Genomic DNA, 20181 nt, shown 5'->3' with positions numbered 1-20181 from the left:
CCCTCCAGGTCAGGCCTGTCACGGGAAGGAGGCGGCTCAGGCGGGAGCGCGGCGCGCGGCCGGCGCGCGCGGCCGGTCACGGACCAGCCGCTCCACCGCGTGCGCGCAGAACTGGTCCCACTCCTCGCGGTAGATGGCGAAGACGTGGACGTCCCAATGCTGACCGGAGAAGTACTGGTGACCGGACAGTATCCCTTCCTTGTGGGACACCTTGAGGTCGCCGCCGATGGCCGAAAGGCTCGCCTCCGTGGTCTGGAAATATACCTTCCTGACGTTCCACATGGCGAACGCGTAGTTAATCATCAGCAAGGACGCCTCGGCACCCACCCCGTTCGCCGAGTTCTCCGGGCTCATATAAATGCCGCCCTCGACGTGATGCCCTGCGGGGCTCATTCCGTGCAGGCTGCAGAATCCCAGGAAGTCGCCCCCCGGTGTTTCCACGAGAAACGACGCGGTGACGCCCCGGCCGAACGCCGAGACGAAATCGTCAGGGCTCGGCAGCGTGTTCAGGCCGAGGCCCAGCAGTAACTCGTAGAGTTTGATGCTGTCCCGGGCGCCGGCCGGTCGCAGCCGGATTCTCCTCGATTGCAGGTGCGGGAAGATCCTCATCGCGTTTCCTGTTCCGGGAAGCTGCTCAACGTGACGCCCGTGCGTTCCCACGTGTCCCGGTCCACCGAGTGGACGTGCAGGTCCCAGAAACGGCCCTGCTGATAAACATGGTCGCGCAGCAACGCCTCTTCACAGAAGAGCTTGGCCTGTTCGCCGGTCAATCCCAGCGCGTCGAATTCCGCCGAGGTGGCCTCATAGCAGACCTTTTTCAGGTCCCACATGGCGAAGGCGTAGTTGACGCCCAGCATCGCGATTTCCGCGCCGGCGCCGGTGCCCGCGTGCGCGACGTCCAGGTGGACGTCGAGGTGCACTCTGCGGGCCGCGGTGTCCCTGTCGCGCAGCGAGACGAACGCCACCGGATCGCCGTCCGCCGTCTCCGCGATGAACTGCGCCTTCCCGCCCCGGCCGAACTGCGCGAGGAACGCGTCGAGTGTGGGCGGGGCGCCGACGCCGGCGTGCAGGAGCAGGTCGTAGGCGCGTGGCCCGTCGCCCGTCCGGACCGGCGTGATCCGGACCGACGCCGATTTCAGATGCGGAAAGAGCACAAGGAATCCACCCCTTTTAAGCGGCGTTCAGGGAAGCGGAAAGTATCAGACCGCGACCCGGCCGTTCAAGGTCACTCGATTCGGGGAAATAGCGCCCGCCGGACGGCGGGCCGCCAATGCGTTCACGCCTGTCCCGCCAGCGAGACACGCGGACGCACCCCTACGACCCCTATGGCCGTCCGTCCGTTCGGCGGGACGACCCCTATCGGCGCTCCGCGAAACCGGCCGGCGATAAACTCCGGCCCGGTGGAAACCGCAGGTAAATCGGTGTCCATGGAATATCCGGCGACGAATCCTTTGGCGTGCGGGGCCGCCCCGGCTATGCTCCGGCTCATGCCAACGACACCTCCCGTGGAATCAGAGACCAGAACGAACGGGACAGGAGCGGGGCTGCGCCAGGTTTTCCCTGAGGGCGACATCTATCTGGTGACCGATGACGCCGATCTCGCAGCCTATGGAACGGAGAAAGGGCATAAGGCGGCCCTGCTGGAGGACGTCGCCGGGCTGCCCGAGAAGAGCAACTGCGTGGTCCTTCTGCAACACAACCTGGTGAGCCGCGACATCCGCCGGAAGTTCCGCGGAATGGGCGCGCTCGTGGTCCCGATCCGGGCGTTCGAGGGCACCCCCGAGCTCGCCCGCTACACCCTGGACAAGGTGATCGAGACCGACTACGGCAAGGCGTGCGAGCTGAACCGCTACTGGACGCGCAGCATCGAGCGGGAGAGCGGCGACATCGTCTTCGACGCCGGCCTGGGTCCAGGGGCGCCCGGCGACGGGGACGACCGGCCCAGGACCCACCTGGTGTGCCGCCTGGCCGACAAGCTCAGCGCCAACACCTGGCTCACCCCCGAGATCACGGTGGACAAGTGGGTCAGCGTCGGCGCCTACTGCGAACTGTCCATCACCGCCCCCTCCACCGCCGACTGGACGGGCGCGTTCAGCCTGGACGGCACCGCTGTCTGCGCCGGCGTCCTGGTGGCGCAGGACTCCCGCTGCACCGACGACGGCGAGGCCCGCATCCAGCAGGCGCGGGCCCTGCGCGACGAGATGGCGGCCTGCGGGGAGCCCGTGGTGCTGCGCCTCAAGGAGGGGGTCCTCACATCGTGTACCGCTGGTGACCAGGACTTCACCGAACGGGTCAAGCAGGCGACGAACCCCAAGTACGACCTGCACGCCCTCGAACTCGGCATCGGGACGAACCTGGAACTCATGCCCCGGGTCGACTGGCGACTCAATTCCCAGATGAACGAGGGCGCGGGTCCGGTGCACATCGGTTTCGGTGAAGGAATCACCGGCGCGCACATGGATTTCATCGTTGCGGAAGGAGGTCATGAGTTCAGCAAGGCCGGTTAGTCTCGATCCATCGGTATTTCTTCGAAAGGCAGAGAAATGCGCGACCTTACGGTGCACGACCAGTCCTGGTCCCTCGACAAGGACGACCGGGCCGTTGACTACACCAACCCGTTCGACGCCAGCGACCCCGTGACCGCGGCGTCGGTCAGCTACACCTACGCCAGCTGAGCAACAGCAGCTCACGTGCGTAGGATGAGCGTCCGGAGTCGCGGCTCCTGTGCTCGGCTCTGAGCGCGGGGGTGCGGTCCGCCAGGCCCGCGGGGCCCGGGGGCCGCACCCTCCCATGGCCCAGCCCGAGAGGAATCCGGCGTGAATTCGAACGGCACGGCCGCCATTTCCGTACGCGGCCTCACGAAACATTACGATGACGTCGAGGCGGTGCGCGGCATCGATTTCGACGTGGCGCCGGGCGAAGTCTTCGGATTTCTCGGCCCGAACGGCGCGGGGAAATCGACCACCATCAGCATGCTGTGCACGCTCACCGCGCCGACGGCGGGCACCGCCCGCATCCACGGCTGCGACGTGGTGACCCAGGGCAGCGCCGTGCGCCGCAACATCGGCGTGGTCTTCCAGGACTCCACCATCGACCGCTACCTGACGGGGGAGCAGAACCTGCGGTTCCAGGCGTCCCTCTACGGCATGTCGAAGCAGGAGGGCGCGCGGCGCATCAAGGACCTGCTGGACCTGGTGGGCCTGTGGGAGCGCCGGTCCAGCCTGACCGACACCTACTCCGGCGGGATGAAGAGACGCCTGGAGATCGCCCGCGGCCTGCTGCACTCGCCGCGCGTGCTGTTCCTCGACGAGCCGACGGTCGGGCTCGACCCGCAGACCCGCAAGGCCATCTGGAACTACCTCAGGGAGCTGCGCGAGGCCGAGGACATCACGGTCTTCATGACCACGCACTACATGGAGGAGGCCGAGCACTGCGACCGCATCGCGATCATGGACCATGGCGTCGTCATCGCGCTCGACACCCCGGCCGCGCTGAAGGCCGGCGTGGGCGAGGACCGGATCCACATCCACACCGGCGACGGCGAGACGGTCGTCGCGGCACTGCGCGAGCGGTTCGGCATCAAGGCGGAGGTGCACGACGACGTGGTCACCTTCAGCGTCCCCGACGGGGAGGTCTTCATCCCGCAGCTGTTCGCCGGCGGCGGGCTGCCGATCGACTCGGTGCAGATGGCCAGACCCTCGCTCGACGACGTGTTCATCAAGCGCACCGGGTTCTCCCTGCGTGACGCCGAGTCCTCGGGACGGCCGGCCGGCGACGCCAGGCTGCGCGCGATGGGAAGGCGATGACCGTGACGACGACACCGGTGGTCCGCACACCGCCGCAGGGTCTCCTGCACGAGCTCGGCGTGGTCGCCACCGTCATCCAGCGCGAGCTGATCCGGTTCGTCTACGACGTGGGACGCGCCGTGGCGACGCTCTTCCAGTCCGTCATCTGGCTGCTCGTGATCGGGGCGGGCGTGGGATCGCTGCTGCCCGGCCTGCCCGAGGGCGCCGACCTCAAGACCGCCGTCTTCCCCGGGATCATCGCCATGACGGTGATCCTCACCGCGATGTTCTCGGCCTCGTCCATCGTGTGGGACCGCGAGTGGGGGTTCGTCCGGATCATGCTGGTCGCGCCGGTGAGCCGCACCTCGATCGTGGTCGGCAAGGTGCTCGCCGGGAGCCTGCTGGCCACGGGCCAGGGAGCCGTCCTCATCGCCCTCTCAGGGCTGGTGGGCGTTCCGTACGACCCCGCGATGATCGCCCAGATGCTGGGGGTGATGCTGCTGACGGCCTTCAGCGTGGCCTCGTTCGGGGTGGCGGTGGCCGCCAGGATCAAGACGCTCGACTCCTTCCTCGGCATCGCCCAGCTCGTGATCATGCCGATGGTGTTCCTCTCCGGGGCGCTCTTCCCGGTCGGGCAGCTCACCGGCTGGTTCGCCGCCGTCACCGTGTTCAACCCGATCGCCTACGCCGTCGACCCGATGCGCCAGATCGTCTTCGGGTACGTGGACGCGCCCGCCGAGGTGGCCGAGCGGCTCAACCCCGGGGTGTCCTGGAACGGCTGGGAGGTCCCGGTGGCGCTGGAACTGCTCATGGTGGGCGTGGCCGGCGTCGCCTTCCTCCTGATCGCCGTGGCCCGGATCCGCAAGGTCGAGTGACCCCCGTGCTCGGCCGGCGCGTGCTCGGCCGGCCCGTGCTCGGCCGGTTTGTGCTCGGCCGGTCCGCGCTCAGTCCGGGCGCGGCATCGCGATCGCGGTCAGCGCCAGGCCGTCCGCGACCGTCCAGCGCCCCTCCAGGCGCCGCGGCCCCGGGCCGGTGAGCCGGGCGGTGAACCGGCCCGCGGGGTCGAAGACCACCTCCGCGTCGAGGAACCCCAGCCGGCGGCCCGTCATCGGGAAGCACGCCTTGTAGACGGACTCCTTCGCGGAGAACAGCAGCCGTCCCGGGTGGGGGACCGCCAGCCTCTCCAGACCCTCGATCTCGGCGGGGGCGGCGATCCTGGACAGCACGCCCTGAGGCACGGGCAGGCACGGCTCGGCGTCGACGCCGATGATCGTCCCGTCGCGGGCCGCGGCGGCGGCCGTGTAGCCCGGGCAGTGCGTGATGCTGCCGGTCACGCCCGGCGGCCAGACCGGCGCGCCCTGCGCACCCCGGGGGATCGGCCCGGCCGGCACCCCGAGCAGCCGCAGCGCCTCCGCGGCGCAGGCCCGCCCGGCCGCGAACGCCCGCCGCCGCGCCGGCGTCGCCCCGGCCATCGCCGCCACCCTCACCCCGGCCACCACCACGTCCCCGCCGGTCCCGCCGGTCCCGTCAGTCCCGCAGTTCACCCCGGTCACGCTCGGGAAGCGGCCGGATCCCGGTCGCGTCCGTTCATCACCACCGGTCAGCGAGGCCGCCGCGGTCACTGTCGCGTCCGGTGGCTCGCCGAGCAGTTCGGCGCAGGCGACCCAGGACGGGAGCATGGCCCGCAGCCGCGGCATCGCCACCTCGCTCTCCTCGCCCACCGAGGCTCTCCTCGCCCACCGAGGCTCTCCTCGCCCACCGGGCCGGACGGGCTTCCGTCAGGCTCGGCGTCCCGCGTCTCGTCGTGGGACCAGGATCGCAAGTTCCACCGGGGGATCGCTACGCTTGCGGGGGTCTGTCGGGGTTCGGGGAGAAGTGGCGTGCCGCTGGAGCAGGTCCTGATGTTGCTGGTGGCCGCCGCCGGAGCGGGCTGGGTGGACGCCGTCGTGGGCGGCGGCGGGCTGCTGCAACTCCCCGCCCTGATGATGGCCGGCGTGGCGCCGGTCGAGGCGATGGCGACGAACAAGTTCTCCTCCGTTTTCGGCACCGCGTCCGCCGCCGTCACGTACACGCGCACCACCAAGGTGGACCGGCCGGTCGCGCTGCCCGCGGCGGGGCTGGCGGTGCTCAGCGCGGCGCTCGGCGCGTCGGCCGCGGCGGCGATCTCGGCCGAGGTGCTGCGGCCCGTGGTCATGGTGGTCCTGCTGGGTGTCGCGGCGTTCGTCACGTTGCGCCCCGCCATGGGCGCCGTCCCCCGCCCGCACCTGCGTACCCGGGCCCGGGTGGTGGCGGCGGTGCTGACGGCGGGGGTGGGCGTCGCCTTCTACGACGGCATCATGGGCCCCGGTACGGGCACGTTCCTGATCATCGCGTTCACCGTCCTGCTCGGCCTGGACTTCGTCTCCGCCTCGGCCTCGGCGAAGATCATCAACACCGGCACCAACGTGGGCGCCCTGCTGTTGTTCGCGTGGCAGGGGCACGTGCTGTGGGCGCTGGGGCTGGGCATGGCCGCCTGCAACATCGCCGGCGCGCAGTTCGGGGCCCGGATGGCGATCAGGCGCGGCACCGGGTTCGTCCGAGTCGTCCTGCTGTGCGTCGTGGCGGCGATGGTGACCAGACTCGCCTGGCAGCAGTTCGGGTGACGGTGAGCCCGCCCTGGACGGTCGCCTGCGCCGTGCAACAGCTGATCCCCTCACCCCGTCTAAGTCGGGATGAATGACGATGAAGGGCTGTTCGAGCGGTTCGTGGCCGATCGGGCCGACGCGCTGCTCGGCTACGGCTATGTGCTGACTGGCAACCCGCACGACGCGGCCGATCTCGTCCAGGAGGCCCTGGTGCGGTTACGCGGCCGATGGCACCGGGTGCGGGCCAAACACGGTCCGGAGAGCTACGTCCGGACCACGATGACCCGCCTGCATGTCAACACCTGGCGCCGGCGCGGGCGCGAGCACGTCACCGCGACCCCGCCCGACCGCCCCTACGTGGACGTCCCGTACGAGGGCTCCCCGCTCTGGGACGCGCTCGGAAAGCTCCCGCCCCGCCAGCGCGCGGTGCTCGTGCTGCGCTACTACGAGCAGTTGCCCGACGCGGAGATCGCGACAGTGCTGGGCGTCTCCCGGGGGACCGTGCGCGGCCAGGCCGCCCGGGCCCTGACCAAGCTCCGCGACGACCTGCCCGCCATCACCGAGAACCTGGGGACCTTCCTGTGACGAGCGACCCTGCGACGAGCGATCTGGAGAAAGCCCTGACGGCCGAGTTCGCGCGGGCGGGGCGGCACGCGCCGCGTGCCGCCCCGGGATTCCTCGAACGCGTCGAGACCCGGCACCGGCCACGCCGCCGGGTCGTCGCCGCCCTGGCGGCGGCCGGCGTCGTCGTCCTGTCAGCGGGCGGCGCGGTCGCCGTCGACGCGCTATCAGGAATCCGCGAACCGGCGGCGAACGTCACCCCCGGCCCGGCCGCCACGCGCCGGCCGGCGCGGGACTTCCCGCCCCTCGACAAGGTGTGGGAAAAGGCGGTGCACACCGTGCCCGTCAAGCTCCCGGACGGGAGGCCGCTCGAGCCGGAACTGTTCCTGGACGAGCGCACCCTGCTGGCCAGGACGCTCAAGGGCGGCCGCGCCGACCGGATGGACGGGCTGTGGGCGTATGACGTCACCGCGCGCACCGCCAGGCGACTGGTCCGCGTCACCTGGCCCCGGGGGACCACGGTCACGTCGTCCTTCATCGCCCACGGGGAGGGACACCTGGCCTGGTGGACCGTGCACAAGCGGCGGGGCCAAGTGATCGTGGACATCTGGGCGGCGCCGAGCTCGGGCGGCGCCCAGCGCCGGGTCACCTCGTTCGAGGGACTGCCAGGCTGGGGCGGCATCGACATGGTGATCGCCGGCGGTCACGCCGTCTGGAGCCCCTGGGGTGGAAAGGGGGTCTACCGGGCGCCGCTGTCCGGCGGGAAACCGCAGCCGGTGCCCGGCGCCGCCCGGTTCTTCCTGCTCGCGTGGCCGTGGGCAGCGAGCGCGGGCCCGGAGCCGCAGCGCGCCGCACGCCGTGTCGAGCTGCTCGACCTGCGCACCGGCGCGCGCAGGCAAGCCGCCGTGCCGGCCGGCCACAGCTGCTCGGTCACCTGGTGCGTGGGCTTCGAAACGGCGACGCGCCGCGACGGCACCGGACGGCGGAACCTGCCCGGGTGGCCCATGCTGAGAACGCCCGCACTCGACCGGTTCCTCGTGGCCTACCCGCGAGACGGCGAGCAGGTGGTCGTGAACCTCAAGGCCATCAAGTGAGGTGCGGGCGGCGGTGCGCCGTCGGCCTCGCGGCCCATGAACGTCCAGGGGCACGCGGCGCCGGGCCACAATGGAGGCATGCGTGCCAGCCGCCTGCTCTCCCTCCTCATGCTGCTGCAGACGCGCGGCCGGATGACCGCGCCGGAGCTGGCCGAGGAGCTGGAGGTGTCGGTCCGCACGGTCTACCGCGACGTGGAGGCGCTGTCGGCGGCCGGCGTGCCGGTCTACGCCGACCGCGGCCCGGCGGGGGGTTATCAGCTGCTCGACGGCTACCGCACCCGGCTCAACGGGCTGACCGCCGAGGAGGCGTCGTCGCTGTTCCTGGCCGCGCTGCCGGGCCCCGCCGCCGAGCTGGGCATGGCGGAGCTGGCCGCCAACGCCGAGCTGAAGGTGCTGGCCGCGCTCCCGCCCGAGCCGCGCTCGCACGCCGCCCAGATGCGCGAGCGGTTCCTGCTCGACGTGCCCGGCTGGTACCGGGGGGCCGACGAGGTGCCCCACCTCAGCGAGGTGGCCGAGGCGGTGTGGGACCGGCGGCCGCTCCGGATGACCTACCGGCGCTGGGGCAAGCAGGTGGTCGAGCGGCTCGTCCACCCGTACGGGCTCGTGCTCAAGGGCGGGTCGTGGTACCTGGTCGCCGCCCCGCCCGGCGAGAGCCCGCGCACCTACCGGGTGGCTCGCGTCCTCACGCTCGCCACCGAACCCGGCCATTTCGACCGGCCCGAGGGGTTCGAGCTGGCCGCGTTCTGGCGGGCGTACGCGGCCGAGTTCCGCGAGCGGATGTACACCGCGACCGCCGAGATCAGGCTCGCCCCCGGCATGGCGGACCTGCTCGCCTACACGATGGGGCAGGAGGTGGTGGAGGGCGCGCTGGCCGGGGCCGCCGAGCCCGACGCCGAGGGCTGGCGGACGCTCACCCTCCCCATCGAGTCGATCACCCACGCCCGCTGGCTGCTGCTGCGCATGGGCGCGGGCGTGGAGGTGCTCGGCCCGCCCGAGCTGCGCGCCCTCATGATCGAGGCGGTGGCGGAGCTGCGGAAAATGTATGAGTGATCCGGGCCCGTTCCTGAAACGATGCCCGGCATGTATCTTTTGGCATTCGTCGGCGCGTGTGTCCTGGTGGCGATGGTCCCCGGAGTCAGCACCGCCGTCATCCTCAGGCAGACCATCCGCTCCGGGCGCGGCTCCGGCCTGGCGGCCACGCTGGGCAACGAGACCGGGATCCTGCTGTGGGGGCTGGCCGCCGCGTTCGGCCTGTCGGCGCTGTTGCTGGCCTCGCAGCTCGCCTACGACGTCATGCGGGTCACCGGCGCGGTCATCCTGGTCCTGATGGGCGCGCAGGCGCTGTGGCAGGCCCGCAAGGGAGCCGCCCGCACCGCTCGCCCCTTGCCGGGGGCCCCGGCCGACCGCCACGGCCGCGCCTACCTGGCCGGGCTGGCCACGTGCGCGGCCAACCCGAAGGCGGCCGTGTTCGCGATGTCGTTCCTGCCGCAGTTCGTGCCGCAGGGCGCGAACGTGCCGCTCACCCTGGTCACGCTCGCCGTCGTCTGGGTGCTGGTCGACGTGCTCTGGTACGGGGCGCTGATCTGGGCGGTGGCCAAGGCCGGCGACCTGCTAGGCCGGCCCTCGGTCAAGCGGCGGCTGGAGCAGGTGTCCGGCGCCGTCCTCGTCGCGCTCGGCATGCGGCTCGCCCTGGAGGGACGATGACGATCCGGTACGAGAGCGCGGGCGCGGGCGAGCCGGTGGTGCTGCTGCCGTCGACCGCCGCCGACGCCGGCATGTGGGACGGCCAGTGGGACGCGCTCGCGGCGCGCTTCCGGGTGATCAGGGTGGACTACCGGGGGTTCGGGCGCACGCCGTACGAGGCGGACGGGCCCTACAGCGACGACGGCGACGTGGCCGAGGTGCTGGCCGGGCTCGGCGTCGGACGGGCCACGCTGGTCGGGTCCTCGTACGGGTGCGCGGTCGCGCTGCGGCTGGCCCGCCTGGCCTCCCGGCTGGTGCTCATGAACCCCGGCTCCGAGCTGCCCAAGACCGGCGACGTGCGGGCGTTCGGGGCGGAGGAGGACCGGCTGCTGGAGGCCGGCGACGTCGAGGGCGCCGCGGAGCTGAACGCCCGCACCTGGCTCGGCCCGGCCGCGGACGAGGCGACCCGGCGGCGGGTGGCGGCGATGCAGCGGCACGCGTTCGGCATGCAGCTGGCCGCCGATCCCGAGCCCGTCCAGTTCGCCCCGGCCTACGACCTGGACGCGGTCCGGGTGCCCGTCCTGATCGTCGCGGGCGCGCACGACCTGCCGTACTTCCGCGAGAGCGCCCGCCATCTGGCCGGCCGGCTGGCGGACGCCGAGCTGGTCGAGCTGGAGTGGGCCGGCCATCTGCCCGCCCTGGAACGGCCTGAGGAGGTCACCCGGCTGCTGCTGGACTACCTTTAGAGCATGGCGGACGATCTGGCCGAGCTGGTGCGGCAGGCCCAGGACGACGACCCGCTCCTGGCGCTGCAGGCCACCGCGGCGCTGCGCCGCGAGCTGGAGCGGGTGGAGGCCGTCCAGGTGCGGCGGGCCCGGGTGGCCGGGCTGGCCTGGGCGCAGATCGCGAACGCGATCGGCGTCACCAAGCAGGCGGTGCACAAGAAGTACGGCAAACGCTAGCCCCGCCCGCCGTCGCGGTGTTCCCCTGATCGGCTACGGCTTGCGGCCCACGCCCGCGTAGTAGACGGCCTCGCGGTCGGCGTAGCGCGTCTCCGGCGCGGGCCGCCAGCGCGGCAGCGCCACCACGCCCGGCTCCAGCAGCTCCAGCCCGTCGAAGAGGCCGGTCAGCTCCTCATGCGTGCGCAGCGTCATCGGGGAGCCGCCGCTCTCGTTCCAGCTGCGTACCCCCTCCTCCAGCTGCTTGCCGACCAGGCCGTGGGAGATGGCCAGGTGGCTGCCGGAGGCCATCGGCTCCATCAGCCGCTGGATGATCTCCTTGGGCCGGTCGTCGTCGGTCAGGAAGTCCACCACGCCGAGCAGCATCAGCCCGATCGGCTGGGAGAAGTCCAGATACTCGCCCGCGGCGGCGATGATCTTGTCAGGGTCGCGCAGGTCGCTGTCGATGAACCAGGTGTCGCCCTGCCCCGAGGCGCGCAGCAGCGCCCGCGCGTGGGCCAGCACCACGGGGTCGTTGTCCACGTAGACGACCTTGCAGTCGGCCGAGACGGACTGGGCGACCTGGTGGGTGTTGTCGGCCGTGGGGATCCCGGTGCCGATGTCGAGGAACTGCCGGACCCCCGCCTCCGCGGCCATGTAGCGCACCGCGCGGCCCAGGAACTCGCGGTTCGTCTTGGCCAGGATGGGCAGCTCGGGGACCGCCTGGAGGATCTGCGCGCTCACGACGCGGTCGACCTCGTAGTTGTCCTTGCCGCCCAGCCACAGATCGTAGATCCGGGCCGGACTCGGGATCTCGGTGTTCACGCGGCTCAGCGGATCGTCGGTCATGGTGGTGCCTTCCGGGGAGAAGCTGTACGCGACAGGGCCTTACGCGACAGAGCCTAACGTGAGGAAGATCCCAAGTCTCGATCCTGCTGTTCCGGATTCGCTGGACGCCGTGCCCGATGGCCGGTGCGGAACCGAGAACGCCGGGACCTCAGTGTCGAGGTCCCGGCGCCGGCCGGTCAGCCGATCGTGATCAGCCCGTAGCCGCCGTCGTACCGGTGGTAGATCAGCCGGCCGCGGCCGGTCTCCTCGTCGGCGAAGAACTCGAACGCCCGCCCGCCGGCCTCCAGGCGGTCCACTGCCTCGGCGGTGGTCAGCCGGGGCGCCGGGCCGGGATCGACCGCGAGCGGCACCATCACCTCGCCCAGCGCCTCCGGCCGCGGCTCCACCTGGGCCAGCCGGTAACCTTCGCCGTCCCGGTACAGGACGCTGTCCTGGCCGCTGCCGGCCTCGACGAACAGGTAGAAGTCGAAGTCCAGCTGTTCCATGTCGAAGGCGGCCTCCTCCGGGGTGGCGCGGTAGTCGCCCAGCGTCTTGTGCCGGACGATCTCCTCGGCCTCCGGCTCACGCCGCGGACGCGGCAGGACCGGCAGGGAGTGCTCCCGCTCCGGCCGGTGGCGCCCGCGCAGCTCCTCCCAGTGCCTGGCGGTGCGCCGCAACCGGGTGCGCACCCGGTCCTCCAGCAGATCGAGTGTCTGGTACATGGAGGGGCCGGCGGCCTGGGCACGGATGAGGCGCCCGTTGACGTCGAGGTTGGCCTGTGCCGTGTACGGTCGCTTCGCGTCGGGGTTGTCCGGTGCGGTCAGCTTGATCCGCGCGTACAGCACGGGCTCGTGGGCCAGGCGGACCAGCGCGGCGACGGCCTGCCGGGCGTGCTCCACGGCTCCCTGGCGGACCGGGCCGCGTGTCTCGACGCGAACGTCGGTGGGATCTATGGCGACCGGGGCGTTCCGGCGTCTCATGTCGTGCCTCCTTCTGCCGTTCCCTGCGATCACAGCCAATCGCTGAACCGCAGGTCACGGGTAGAGGAGAAAGACCATCGGAAAGGGACCTTAAGCCCTACGCGCCCCCCGGACCGGCGCGGACCATGGAACCGGGGCCGTACCTCCGGAGCGCGCGGTCAGGCCGCGGGGGCCTGGTGGTAGACCGAGTGCCACACCTCGTTGCGGATCCGGGAGAACTCCGGCGACAGCCGCATCTCCTCGGTGCGCGGGTACGGCAGGTCCACGTCGATGATCCGGTGGATGCGGCCCGGCCGGGCGGCCATCACGATGACCCGGTTGGCCAGATAGACCGCCTCGTCCACGTCGTGCGTGATGAACATGACCGTGCGCCGCTCCCGGCTCCACGTCTCCAGCAGCTGGTCCTGCAGCTGCACGCGGGTCAGCGCGTCCAGCGCGCCGAACGGCTCGTCCATGAGCAGCACCTGCGGGCCGACCGCGTACGCGCGGGCGATGGCGCAGCGCTGCTTCATGCCGCCCGACAGCGTCTTGGGCAGGGCGTCGGCGAAGTCCGTCAGCCCCACCAGGTCGATCGCGCGCTGAGCCCGCCGGCGCCGCTCCTCGGCGGAGATCGCCTGGAGCTTGAGCCCGAACTCGACGTTCTTGCGCACGGTCAGCCAGGGGAACAGCGCGTACTGCTGGAAGATCACCCCACGGTCCGGTCCCGGGCCGGTGACCGGCGCGCCGTCCAGGAGGATGCGGCCGGTCCCCGGTTCGACCAGGCCCGCCGCCATGCCCATGAGCGTGCTCTTGCCGCATCCCGACGGGCCCACGACGGTGACGAACTCGCGGTCGGCGATGTCGAGGTCCACCCGGTCCAGGGCGAGGAAGTTCCCGCCCTTGAGCTCGAACGTCTTCGACACGCCCTGGAAAGAGATCTTGGAAGTCATCGGCGCTCCTGCCATCCGGTGAATCGGCGCTCGGCCAGCAGCAGCAGCCGGTCCATGATCAGGCCGAGCACGCCGATGCTGATCAGCCCCACGAAGATCGTGGGCAGGTCGTAGTAGAGCTGCGCCTGCTGCATCCGGTAGCCCAGCCCCTCCTGGGCGGCGATCAGCTCGGCCGCCACCAGCGTGCCCCAGGCCGCGCCCAGGCCGACCCGCATGCCCACGATGATGAACGGCGTCGAGGCGGGCACCACGACCTTCATGAAGATCGTCCGGTCGGAGGCGCCGAGCACCCTGGCCGCGTTGATGAGCGTCTTGTCCACGTCCAGCACGCCCTGGAACGTCGAGACCACGCTGGACAGGAACGCCGCCAGGAAGATGACGAACACCTTCGGCGTCTCACCGATGCCCATGAGCAGGATGGCCAGCGGGATGATCGCCAGGGGCGGGATCGTACGGAAGAACTGCACGTACGGCTCGATCAGGGCGCGCGCGGTCGCGTACCAGCCCATCAGGAAGCCGATCGGGACGGCGAGCACGGTGCCCAGCGCGAAGCCGGTGAACACCCGGCGCAGGCTGGCCAGCATGTCGTCGACCAGGGTGCCGTCGGCGATCAGCTCGGCGCCGCGCGCGGCCACCTCCACGGGGCCGACCAGCCCGGTGATGCCGGAGACCGACAGCGCCGTCCACGCGCCCAGGCCCGCCAGGACCGCGACCACGTTCAGGACGAGGGTGCGGCCGGGCCGCCGGAGCTGCCTGCGAGGGGACGGGGGAGGGTCGGTCACGCTCACGGCGCTCATGTTCTGGGGTCCTTCATGGCTCAGGGGAGATCCTCTCCGGTGGCACGCCGGCCCGGGGTGTCAATGCTTCGTCGTGGTTCATGGAATCGCCGGGCGGAGATGGGCGGGAATGGACGGCTCCTCGTGCAGCAGGAGCGCGATCGCGCCCATGGCCGAGGCGTTCACGCCGAGGTCGGCCTGGGTGACCTCGATCTGGCGGGGCGAGCGGGGCAGCGCCTGCCCGGAGATCGCGTCCCGGATGGGATCCAGGACCAGGCTGCCCAGCGCCGCCAGCTCGCCCCCGACCACGACCAATGCCGGGTCGAGCTGGGTGACCGTGCCGGCCAGCACCCGGCCCAGGTCGGCCGCCGCCTCGGCGACGACCGCGCACACCGCGGGCACCCGGTCCTGGGCGGCGGTGACCAGCGCGTCCAGGTTCGCCAGCGGCACCCCCCGGGCGGCGCAGGCGTCCAGCAGGCGCTGCCCGCCGATGCGTCCCTCCAGGCAGCCCCGGCCGCCGCAGTGGCAGGGCGGGCCGGCGGGGTCGAGCGAGACGTGCCCCAGTTCGCCGCCCGCGCCGTGCGCGCCGCGCAGCAGCCGCCCGCCGGACAGGAACCCGCCGCCCACGCCGACCGACCAGCGCACGTACACCATGTCGCGCACCGGCCTGGCCACCCCCCAGGTGGCCTCGGCCAGCGCGGCCAGCCTGGCGTTGTTGTCCACCGCCACCCGGACGCCGAACTCCTCGGCCACCCGCAGCACGAGCGGCAGGTAGCGCGCGGGCACCCGGGCCGCCCCCGGACCCGGTTCGCCGGACGCCGGGGAGGCCGGCGTTGTCCGGCCCGTCGCCGCGCCCGGCCCGGTCAGGGTGACGGCGGGGACGTGCTCGTCCACCACCCCGACCAGCCCGAGCCCGACGGCCTCCAGCGCGCCCAGGCCGACCCCGCGCTCCGCCGCGACCTCGCGGACCAGCCGCACCGCCGCCTCCGCCTGCTCCAGCGGGCCGGTGCCCTCCGGCAGGCCGGCCGAGGCGGTGGCCACGACCTGGTGCGCGGCGTTCGCGACGGCCAGCCGCACCCGCCCGCGCCCCAGGTCGAGGCCGAGGAGCAGGCCGGCGGCCGGGTTGAGTGAGACCAGGGTGGCCGGTCTGCCGCGGCCGCGCGGCTCGGCCGGCGCCGCCTCGGTCTCGATCACCGCGCCGCGTTCCATGAGGTCGGAGACGATGGCGAACAGCGTCGTGCGGGACAGCCCGGTGCGCTCGGTGAGCTGGGCGCGGCTCAGCGCACCCGCCGAGCGCAGCGCGGACAGCACGGCGTCCTCGTGCACCCGGCGCAGCCGCTGCAGCGCGTCAGTGGGGGTCGACATGGCACCATGATGGTGGGCGGCGGATCTCTGTCATCTGCTCGGGAGTGATCAGCTCGCGCCCGCGGACGCGTACAGGTCGGCGGTGAAGTACGTCGCGGGGTCGGGCGACTCGGGCAGCTTGCCCATGGTGACGAAGATGTCGGCCAGGCCCTTGTACCATCCGGCGGCCGAGCCGTCCTGGGCGAGCTTCCTCAGCTCCGCCGACGGCAGGATCTTCGTCACCGACGACGCGCCCTTGAACTGCTCGGCGGGCGCCTTCAGGAACGTGGCCGTCAGCGTCTCCGCCTCGGCCGTGTTGCCGGCCACCCAGTCGTTGCCTTCCTGCAGGACCCGCAGCACCTTGGTGACGGTCGCCGCGTCCTCGGCCACCAGCTCGTTGCGGGCCACGAAGGAGCTGGGGAAGCTCAGCTCGGGGTAGTAGTCCTCGCTCTTGGTGAGCTCCACCAGGTCGGGCACGTTCTTCTTGATGGTGTCGATCAGCGGGTACCAGATGGCCGCGGCGTCGATCTGCTTGCCGCTGAAGGCGGTGACGACCGTGCTCGGGTCCATGTTGACCTTCTGCACGTCCTTGCCGGTCAGCCCGGCCTTCTTCAGCGCGAGTTCGAGGATCATGTCGCCGGACGTGCCCTCGGGCACGCCGATCTTCTTGCCCTTGAGGTCGGCGACCGAGGAGATGCCGGACCCGGGATGGACGATCACGCGGTCGGCCATGCCGAGCATGTTCGGCGCGATGATCTTGGCTTTGCCGCTGGCCGGCAGCCAGGTGGCGCCGGAGCCGATGTAGCCGAAGTCGATGTCGCCCGAGCCGAGCGCCTGGATCTGCAGCGGGCCGTTGGTGAACACCTTCAGCTCGGGCTCCAGCCCGTGCTTGGCCCACAGTCCGTGCTTGTCGGCCGCGGCGAGCACGGCCGCGCCGGAGAAGTCGGCGATGTAGCCGAAGCGCACCTTGGCGGGCTCGGCGCCGCCTTCCCCCGAGGAGGAGGGGGAGGACGAGCCGCACGCGGTCACGGGCAGCAGGATGGCCAGGGCCGCGAGCGCGGTGGCCAGGATGCGAGGACGCCTCATCGGGGAGGTCCTTTCTGGTTCGGGTGGGTGACGGTCCGGGTGGGTGACGGGTGGCCTCAGGCCACTTCGTCCGCGACGCCGTCCACGTCGGGGGCACGGCCCTCGCCGATGTCGGCCATGTAGCTCATCCAGCTGTACGCGGGATCGCCGCGGCGCAGCAGTTCGCGGTAGAGCCGCACGGTCAGGTCGCGCCGGACCGCCGCGTAGGCGGGCACGGCGTAGACGTTGCGCAGCTCGTGCGGGTCGTGGTCCAGGTCGTACAGCTCGTGCACGCCTTCGGGGTTGAACACCAGCTTGTGGCGGTGGTCCCGGATCATGCGCTGGGAGTAGGGGAAGTGGTGGCCGTGGAACTCGGCGACCACCGCGTCACGGCCCTCGGCCGGCTCGCCGTCGATGAGCGGCAGCAGGCTCCGGCCGTCGCACGGCTCCTGCGGCGGCAGCCCGGCCAGGTCGAGGATCGTGGGGTTGAGGTCGATCAGCGTGGCGAAGGCGTCCACGGTCCGCGCCGGGGCCCCCGGCACCCGGACGATGCCGGGGATGCGGTAGATGTCCTCGTACATGGCCGGGCCCTTGTCGTTGAGCCGGTGCGCGCCGGTGAACTCGCCGTGGTCGGCCGTGAAGATCACCGCCGTGTCGTCCCACACCGCCAGCTCGCGCAGCGCGGCCAGCAGGCGGCCGACCTGGGCGTCGATCATCGACACGTAACCCCAGTAGGCGGCGATCAGCTTGCGCCAGGCGTCGGCGTCGAAGTGGTCGGCCGCCCAGTACTCCGAGTAGCGGCGCTGCACCTCCGGCTTGCCGTCGAACGTCTCGGCCATGGACGCGGGCAGCGGCACCCGCTCCGGGTCGTACAGGTCGTAGTACTCGTCCGGGATCAGATAGGGCAGGTGCGGCCCGTACCAGTGGCAGGACAGCACGAACGGCCTGCCCGAGCGGTGGAAGTCGCGGGCGTAGCGCTCCAGCAGCTCCAGCGTCCGGTCGGTGAGGAAGGACTCCACCGTGGCCTCGGCGGGCTGCTTGAGCCGTCCGGCGATCAGGTGGCCGCGGCCGGTGCCGTTGGCGGCCCTGCCGAAGACGGGGTGTTCCACCGCGAACGGGGGATGGCCGTGCTCCTTCAGCCAGCTCTCGTAGGAGGGGTGGTGGAAGGGGTTCAGCGCGCCGGGCAGGTGCTCGCCGTCCATGCCGTAGAACTCGGGGCCGCGCTCGCGGCCGATGTGCCACTTGCCGACGTGGCCGAGGTTGTGGCCGGCGGCCAGCAGCGGCTCGGACATGACCGGGTGCCCGGCGGCGACCTCGTCGCGCGCGCCGCCGTTGCGCTCGGGGTTGACCAGCAGGCCGTGCCGGAACGGGTGCAGGCCGGTGAAGAGGGAGGCCCGCGCCGGGGTGCAGATCGCGGTCGGCGTGTAGAACCGGTCGAACCGCGTGCCCTCTGCCGCGAGGCCGTCCAGCGCGGGGGTGCGCACCTCCGGGTTGCCGTAGCAGCCGAGGGTGTCCACCCGATGCTGGTCGGTCATCAGGAACAGGACGTTGCGTGGACTGGTCACTCGCGCTCCGATCGCCATTTTTTCCTGGGCGTTTACATTAAAGGCGGCACGGCTGAGGCGCAAGAGGGTTGACCTGCGAATCTGCCCACTTTTATTTCCGTGGTCTTGACCTAAATCCGACCTCCGGCCCGGTTCGCCCGGCGGGCACGCCGAAGGACGGCCGTCGCGCGCCGCGGAAGCCGCGGCGGGCTAGAGCGACAGACCGGTGGGGAAGCGGCAGTCGCCGGAGCGGCAGTCGGCCAGGCATCGCGCGGCGAGGTCGCGGGCCCGGGCCAGCTCGGCGATCCTGGCTTCGAGGCGCTCCACCACCGCCTCCAGGCGCCACCGTTCGCTCGCGCACGTCGCGTCGCCCGCGTCGTGGGAGCGCAGGGCGCCGGCCACCTCGTCCAGCGTGAAGCCCAGCTCCCGCAGCGCCTTGGCCGTGCGGATCCTGGACACCGCCGACTCGTCGAACTCCCGGTAGCCGGACGGCCTGCGGCCCGCCTCGGGCAGCACCCCGCGTCGCTCGTAGAAGCGCACCGTGTCCACGCTGACCCCGGCCGCGCGCGCCACCTCGCCGATCTTCATGTCGCCCTCCCTTGACTCTGGACCGAAGTCCAGACTTTACGTTCAGGAGGTGACGGAAGGAGAGCACACCATGGACATCCCACCGATCGTGTGCGACATGAGCGCCGCCCGGGACACTCCCGGGCAGCGCCTGGCCGAGTACGGACGGCTGTTCGGCCGGGCGCTCACCGCCCGCGAGCGGACCGCCGGCGGAGTCCGGTTCCGGTTCCGCGCCGCTGACGGGCCGGCCGCCGACGGGCTGGAGGAATGGGTACGGGATCTCGCCGCCCGGGAGAAGGCGTGCTGCGCGTTCTTCTCCTTCGAGGTCACGGCGTCGGACGGCGAGGTCGTCTGGGACCTGACCGTCCCCGCCGACGACATGGCCGAGGCGATCCTGGAGGAGTTCTTCCTGTTGCCGGAGACCGCCGCGGCGGGCCCGGACGAGCCGCTGCGGCGGCTGGAGGACCGGGGACTCCGGTTCGCCTGACAGGGGTCAGACCGGGCGGCCCAGGGTGCGGAGCTGGTCGGGGGTCAGCGCCGAGACGTTCTGGTCGATGGGCGAGTCGGAGTACTGGTGGATGGTCCAGGACTTCCAGTCCGCCGGCGGGGTGATCTGCCCCTTGGGCTTGCCGTAGTGGGCGACCCAGAGCGGGTAGTCGGCGAGCCCCGCGCCGTAGGTGTCGGCGAAGTGCCAGCCGCTGTAGAACATCGGCTTGACCCCGGTCTTGGCCTCCACGTGGGACAGCCACGCCTTGGCCCAGGCGTTCACCTCGGCGACGGACCGGCCGTTGGTCGTCTCCAGGTCGAGCACCAGCAGGTCACCGGGCTTGCCGGGCTGGGAGTTCACCACCGACAGGAAGTGCTCGGCCTCGGCGATGGGATTGTTGCGCGGGTGCCCGTAGTGGTACGCACCCCGCACGATGCCCTTCTTGTCGAGTTCCGCCCAGTGCCGGGCGAAGGTGTGGTCGCGGAAGCTCGTGCCCTCGGTGGCCTTGATGATGCCGAACTCGGCCGGGCTGCTCGCCCAGTCGTGGTCGGGCTGGTAGTTGGACACGTCCTGGCCGTACGTGAGCGCGGCGGCCTGCTGCGGCGCGGCGGCCGGATTCGGGTCGACGGGGGAGGCGACCTGGCCGGTGGTGGCGGCGATGGCGCTGCCGGTCACGCCGGCGAGGGCCGTGGTGCCCGCCACCAGCGCGCCGGCGAGGGCGTACGCGAGGCGGGCGCCGGGACGGTAGGTCAGAACTGCGGCAAGCCTGGGCTTGGGCATGAGGGGAACGACTCCTTGCTTCCATGCCGCCTACCGGGTTAGCTGACGGGTTCGGGGTTGGAAGTCCCCTACGAACGGTGGCGTCCGATTCACCCCAGGAGATTGGGTCCCCGGCTCCGCGGGACGCGGATTAGGCGGCCGTGCGCTGCCCTGGCGCGAGAGGGATACCGCCAGGACGGCGCACGGTCCGGTCCAT

General features: G+C 71.7%; 24 protein-coding genes and 1 riboswitch. Of the genes, 12 read left to right on the top strand and 12 right to left on the bottom strand.

Annotated features, from left to right (window positions below; all coding sequences use genetic code 11):
• Nucleotides 1-36 precede the first annotated feature (36 nt).
• Together ACQEUU_RS22485 and ACQEUU_RS22480 are read right to left on the bottom strand one after the other, a co-directional pair.
• Nucleotides 37-609 (bottom strand): GNAT family N-acetyltransferase, encoded by a 573-nt coding sequence (locus tag ACQEUU_RS22485; RefSeq protein ID WP_433068828.1) that lies wholly within the window; start codon nucleotides 607-609, stop codon nucleotides 37-39.
• Complete coding sequence (locus ACQEUU_RS22480; protein WP_433068826.1) at nucleotides 606-1154, bottom strand: GNAT family N-acetyltransferase; 549 nt, start codon at nucleotides 1152-1154, stop codon at nucleotides 606-608. Before ACQEUU_RS22480 ends, ACQEUU_RS22485 begins: the two co-directional genes overlap by 4 nt.
• Before the next feature lie 426 nt (nucleotides 1155-1580).
• Between ACQEUU_RS22480 and ACQEUU_RS22475 the strand changes: the two genes are divergently transcribed.
• From ACQEUU_RS22475 to ACQEUU_RS22460, 4 genes are all read left to right on the top strand, one after another.
• On the top strand, nucleotides 1581-2507 hold the full coding sequence (locus tag ACQEUU_RS22475; protein WP_433068824.1) for a hypothetical protein: 927 nt from the start codon (nucleotides 1581-1583) through the stop codon (nucleotides 2505-2507).
• Nucleotides 2508-2543: 36 nt separating this feature from the next.
• Complete coding sequence (locus ACQEUU_RS22470; RefSeq protein ID WP_270156621.1) at nucleotides 2544-2675, top strand: hypothetical protein; 132 nt, start codon at nucleotides 2544-2546, stop codon at nucleotides 2673-2675.
• Between the two features lie 141 nt (nucleotides 2676-2816).
• Nucleotides 2817-3806: an ABC transporter ATP-binding protein gene (locus ACQEUU_RS22465; RefSeq protein WP_433068822.1), complete on the top strand. Its 990-nt coding sequence runs from the start codon at nucleotides 2817-2819 to the stop codon at nucleotides 3804-3806.
• A complete protein-coding gene (locus ACQEUU_RS22460; RefSeq protein ID WP_433068820.1) occupies nucleotides 3803-4660 on the top strand; it encodes an ABC transporter permease in 858 nt (285 codons plus the stop codon). The genes ACQEUU_RS22465 and ACQEUU_RS22460 overlap by 4 nt, the downstream gene beginning before the upstream one ends.
• Nucleotides 4661-4729: 69 nt before the next feature.
• Here the strand turns inward: ACQEUU_RS22460 and ACQEUU_RS22455 are convergent, their stop codons facing one another.
• A complete protein-coding gene (locus ACQEUU_RS22455; RefSeq protein WP_433068818.1) occupies nucleotides 4730-5506 on the bottom strand; it encodes a 4'-phosphopantetheinyl transferase family protein in 777 nt (258 codons plus the stop codon).
• Nucleotides 5507-5665: 159 nt separating this feature from the next.
• On the opposite strand from ACQEUU_RS22455, the gene ACQEUU_RS22450 reads away from it, so the two are divergent.
• The 7 genes from ACQEUU_RS22450 (at nucleotide 5666) to ACQEUU_RS22420 (ending at nucleotide 10709) form a co-directional block, all read left to right on the top strand.
• The gene (locus ACQEUU_RS22450; protein WP_433068816.1) at nucleotides 5666-6427 is read left to right on the top strand and encodes a TSUP family transporter; all 762 of its coding nucleotides are present in this window, start codon (nucleotides 5666-5668) and stop codon (nucleotides 6425-6427) included.
• 69 nt (nucleotides 6428-6496) lie between these two features.
• Nucleotides 6497-6994 carry a SigE family RNA polymerase sigma factor gene (locus tag ACQEUU_RS22445; protein ID WP_433068814.1) on the top strand — a complete coding sequence of 166 codons (498 nt, stop codon included), beginning with the start codon at nucleotides 6497-6499 and terminating at the stop codon, nucleotides 6992-6994.
• A complete protein-coding gene (locus tag ACQEUU_RS22440) occupies nucleotides 6991-8064 on the top strand; it encodes a hypothetical protein (protein ID WP_433068812.1) in 1074 nt (357 codons plus the stop codon). The genes ACQEUU_RS22445 and ACQEUU_RS22440 overlap by 4 nt, the downstream gene beginning before the upstream one ends.
• Nucleotides 8065-8142: 78 nt before the next feature.
• Nucleotides 8143-9114 (top strand): helix-turn-helix transcriptional regulator, encoded by a 972-nt coding sequence (locus ACQEUU_RS22435; RefSeq protein ID WP_433068810.1) that lies wholly within the window; start codon nucleotides 8143-8145, stop codon nucleotides 9112-9114.
• Between the two features lie 30 nt (nucleotides 9115-9144).
• A complete protein-coding gene (locus tag ACQEUU_RS22430) occupies nucleotides 9145-9768 on the top strand; it encodes a LysE family translocator (protein ID WP_433068808.1) in 624 nt (207 codons plus the stop codon).
• Nucleotides 9765-10493 carry an alpha/beta fold hydrolase gene (locus ACQEUU_RS22425; protein ID WP_433068806.1) on the top strand — a complete coding sequence of 243 codons (729 nt, stop codon included), beginning with the start codon at nucleotides 9765-9767 and terminating at the stop codon, nucleotides 10491-10493. Before ACQEUU_RS22430 ends, ACQEUU_RS22425 begins: the two co-directional genes overlap by 4 nt.
• A gap of 3 nt (nucleotides 10494-10496) precedes the next feature.
• Nucleotides 10497-10709, top strand: coding sequence for a hypothetical protein (locus ACQEUU_RS22420; protein WP_433068804.1), 213 nt, complete (start codon nucleotides 10497-10499; stop codon nucleotides 10707-10709).
• A gap of 33 nt (nucleotides 10710-10742) precedes the next feature.
• Here the strand turns inward: ACQEUU_RS22420 and ACQEUU_RS22415 are convergent, their stop codons facing one another.
• The 8 genes from ACQEUU_RS22415 to ACQEUU_RS22380 form a co-directional block, all read right to left on the bottom strand.
• Nucleotides 10743-11534: an SAM-dependent methyltransferase gene (locus ACQEUU_RS22415; RefSeq protein WP_433068802.1), complete on the bottom strand. Its 792-nt coding sequence runs from the start codon at nucleotides 11532-11534 to the stop codon at nucleotides 10743-10745.
• Between the two features lie 176 nt (nucleotides 11535-11710).
• Nucleotides 11711-12493 carry a sigma 54 modulation/S30EA ribosomal C-terminal domain-containing protein gene (locus tag ACQEUU_RS22410; protein ID WP_433068800.1) on the bottom strand — a complete coding sequence of 261 codons (783 nt, stop codon included), beginning with the start codon at nucleotides 12491-12493 and terminating at the stop codon, nucleotides 11711-11713.
• Between the two features lie 158 nt (nucleotides 12494-12651).
• Nucleotides 12652-13422, bottom strand: coding sequence for an ABC transporter ATP-binding protein (locus ACQEUU_RS22405; protein ID WP_433068798.1), 771 nt, complete (start codon nucleotides 13420-13422; stop codon nucleotides 12652-12654).
• On the bottom strand, nucleotides 13419-14219 hold the full coding sequence (locus tag ACQEUU_RS22400; protein ID WP_433068796.1) for an ABC transporter permease: 801 nt from the start codon (nucleotides 14217-14219) through the stop codon (nucleotides 13419-13421). Before ACQEUU_RS22400 ends, ACQEUU_RS22405 begins: the two co-directional genes overlap by 4 nt.
• Nucleotides 14220-14297: 78 nt before the next feature.
• The gene (locus ACQEUU_RS22395) at nucleotides 14298-15563 is read right to left on the bottom strand and encodes an ROK family protein (protein WP_433068794.1); all 1266 of its coding nucleotides are present in this window, start codon (nucleotides 15561-15563) and stop codon (nucleotides 14298-14300) included.
• A 48-nt stretch (nucleotides 15564-15611) separates the two neighbouring features.
• Entirely contained in the window at nucleotides 15612-16628 is a 1017-nt protein-coding gene (locus tag ACQEUU_RS22390) for an aliphatic sulfonate ABC transporter substrate-binding protein (protein ID WP_433068793.1), read from the bottom strand.
• 56 nt (nucleotides 16629-16684) lie between these two features.
• On the bottom strand, nucleotides 16685-18172 hold the full coding sequence (locus ACQEUU_RS22385; protein WP_433068791.1) for a sulfatase-like hydrolase/transferase: 1488 nt from the start codon (nucleotides 18170-18172) through the stop codon (nucleotides 16685-16687).
• A 189-nt stretch (nucleotides 18173-18361) separates the two neighbouring features.
• A complete protein-coding gene (locus tag ACQEUU_RS22380; protein WP_433068789.1) occupies nucleotides 18362-18739 on the bottom strand; it encodes a MerR family transcriptional regulator in 378 nt (125 codons plus the stop codon).
• Nucleotides 18740-18809: 70 nt separating this feature from the next.
• On the opposite strand from ACQEUU_RS22380, the gene ACQEUU_RS22375 reads away from it, so the two are divergent.
• Entirely contained in the window at nucleotides 18810-19205 is a 396-nt protein-coding gene (locus tag ACQEUU_RS22375) for a hypothetical protein (RefSeq protein ID WP_433068787.1), read from the top strand.
• Nucleotides 19206-19211: 6 nt separating this feature from the next.
• Here ACQEUU_RS22375 and ACQEUU_RS22370 read toward each other — a convergent pair whose 3' ends face one another.
• Nucleotides 19212-19985, bottom strand: a complete 774-nt coding sequence (locus tag ACQEUU_RS22370) for a glycoside hydrolase family 25 protein (protein WP_433068785.1) — start codon at nucleotides 19983-19985, stop codon at nucleotides 19212-19214.
• A 12-nt stretch (nucleotides 19986-19997) separates the two neighbouring features.
• Nucleotides 19998-20132, bottom strand: a riboswitch (cyclic di-AMP (ydaO/yuaA leader).
• Nucleotides 20133-20181 lie beyond the last annotated feature (49 nt).

Origin of the sequence: Nonomuraea sp. CA-218870 (assembly GCF_050936535.1) — a bacterium.
Taxonomy (GTDB): Bacteria; Actinomycetota; Actinomycetes; order Streptosporangiales; family Streptosporangiaceae; genus Nonomuraea; species Nonomuraea corallina.
This window is presented reverse-complemented; position numbering and strand designations above follow the sequence as displayed.

Bases quoted from the DNA above. Each gene is read 5' to 3' on its own strand.
- ACQEUU_RS22445 (WP_433068814.1), top strand. From the start codon at position 6,497: ATGAATGACGATGAAGGGCTGTTCGAGCGGTTCGTGGCCGATCGGGCC.
- ACQEUU_RS22420 (WP_433068804.1), top strand. From the start codon at position 10,497: ATGGCGGACGATCTGGCCGAGCTGGTGCGGCAGGCCCAGGACGACGAC.
- ACQEUU_RS22460 (WP_433068820.1), top strand. From the start codon at position 3,803: ATGACCGTGACGACGACACCGGTGGTCCGCACACCGCCGCAGGGTCTC.
- ACQEUU_RS22430 (WP_433068808.1), top strand. From the start codon at position 9,145: ATGTATCTTTTGGCATTCGTCGGCGCGTGTGTCCTGGTGGCGATGGTC.
- ACQEUU_RS22395 (WP_433068794.1), bottom strand. From the start codon at position 15,563: ATGTCGACCCCCACTGACGCGCTGCAGCGGCTGCGCCGGGTGCACGAG.
- ACQEUU_RS22425 (WP_433068806.1), top strand. From the start codon at position 9,765: ATGACGATCCGGTACGAGAGCGCGGGCGCGGGCGAGCCGGTGGTGCTG.
- ACQEUU_RS22375 (WP_433068787.1), top strand. From the start codon at position 18,810: ATGGACATCCCACCGATCGTGTGCGACATGAGCGCCGCCCGGGACACT.
- ACQEUU_RS22435 (WP_433068810.1), top strand. From the start codon at position 8,143: ATGCGTGCCAGCCGCCTGCTCTCCCTCCTCATGCTGCTGCAGACGCGC.
- ACQEUU_RS22405 (WP_433068798.1), bottom strand. From the start codon at position 13,422: ATGACTTCCAAGATCTCTTTCCAGGGCGTGTCGAAGACGTTCGAGCTC.
- ACQEUU_RS22380 (WP_433068789.1), bottom strand. From the start codon at position 18,739: ATGAAGATCGGCGAGGTGGCGCGCGCGGCCGGGGTCAGCGTGGACACG.
- ACQEUU_RS22400 (WP_433068796.1), bottom strand. From the start codon at position 14,219: ATGAGCGCCGTGAGCGTGACCGACCCTCCCCCGTCCCCTCGCAGGCAG.
- ACQEUU_RS22485 (WP_433068828.1), bottom strand. From the start codon at position 609: ATGAGGATCTTCCCGCACCTGCAATCGAGGAGAATCCGGCTGCGACCG.
- ACQEUU_RS22415 (WP_433068802.1), bottom strand. From the start codon at position 11,534: ATGACCGACGATCCGCTGAGCCGCGTGAACACCGAGATCCCGAGTCCG.
- ACQEUU_RS22470 (WP_270156621.1), top strand. From the start codon at position 2,544: ATGCGCGACCTTACGGTGCACGACCAGTCCTGGTCCCTCGACAAGGAC.
- ACQEUU_RS22390 (WP_433068793.1), bottom strand. From the start codon at position 16,628: ATGAGGCGTCCTCGCATCCTGGCCACCGCGCTCGCGGCCCTGGCCATC.
- ACQEUU_RS22410 (WP_433068800.1), bottom strand. From the start codon at position 12,493: ATGAGACGCCGGAACGCCCCGGTCGCCATAGATCCCACCGACGTTCGC.
- ACQEUU_RS22370 (WP_433068785.1), bottom strand. From the start codon at position 19,985: ATGCCCAAGCCCAGGCTTGCCGCAGTTCTGACCTACCGTCCCGGCGCC.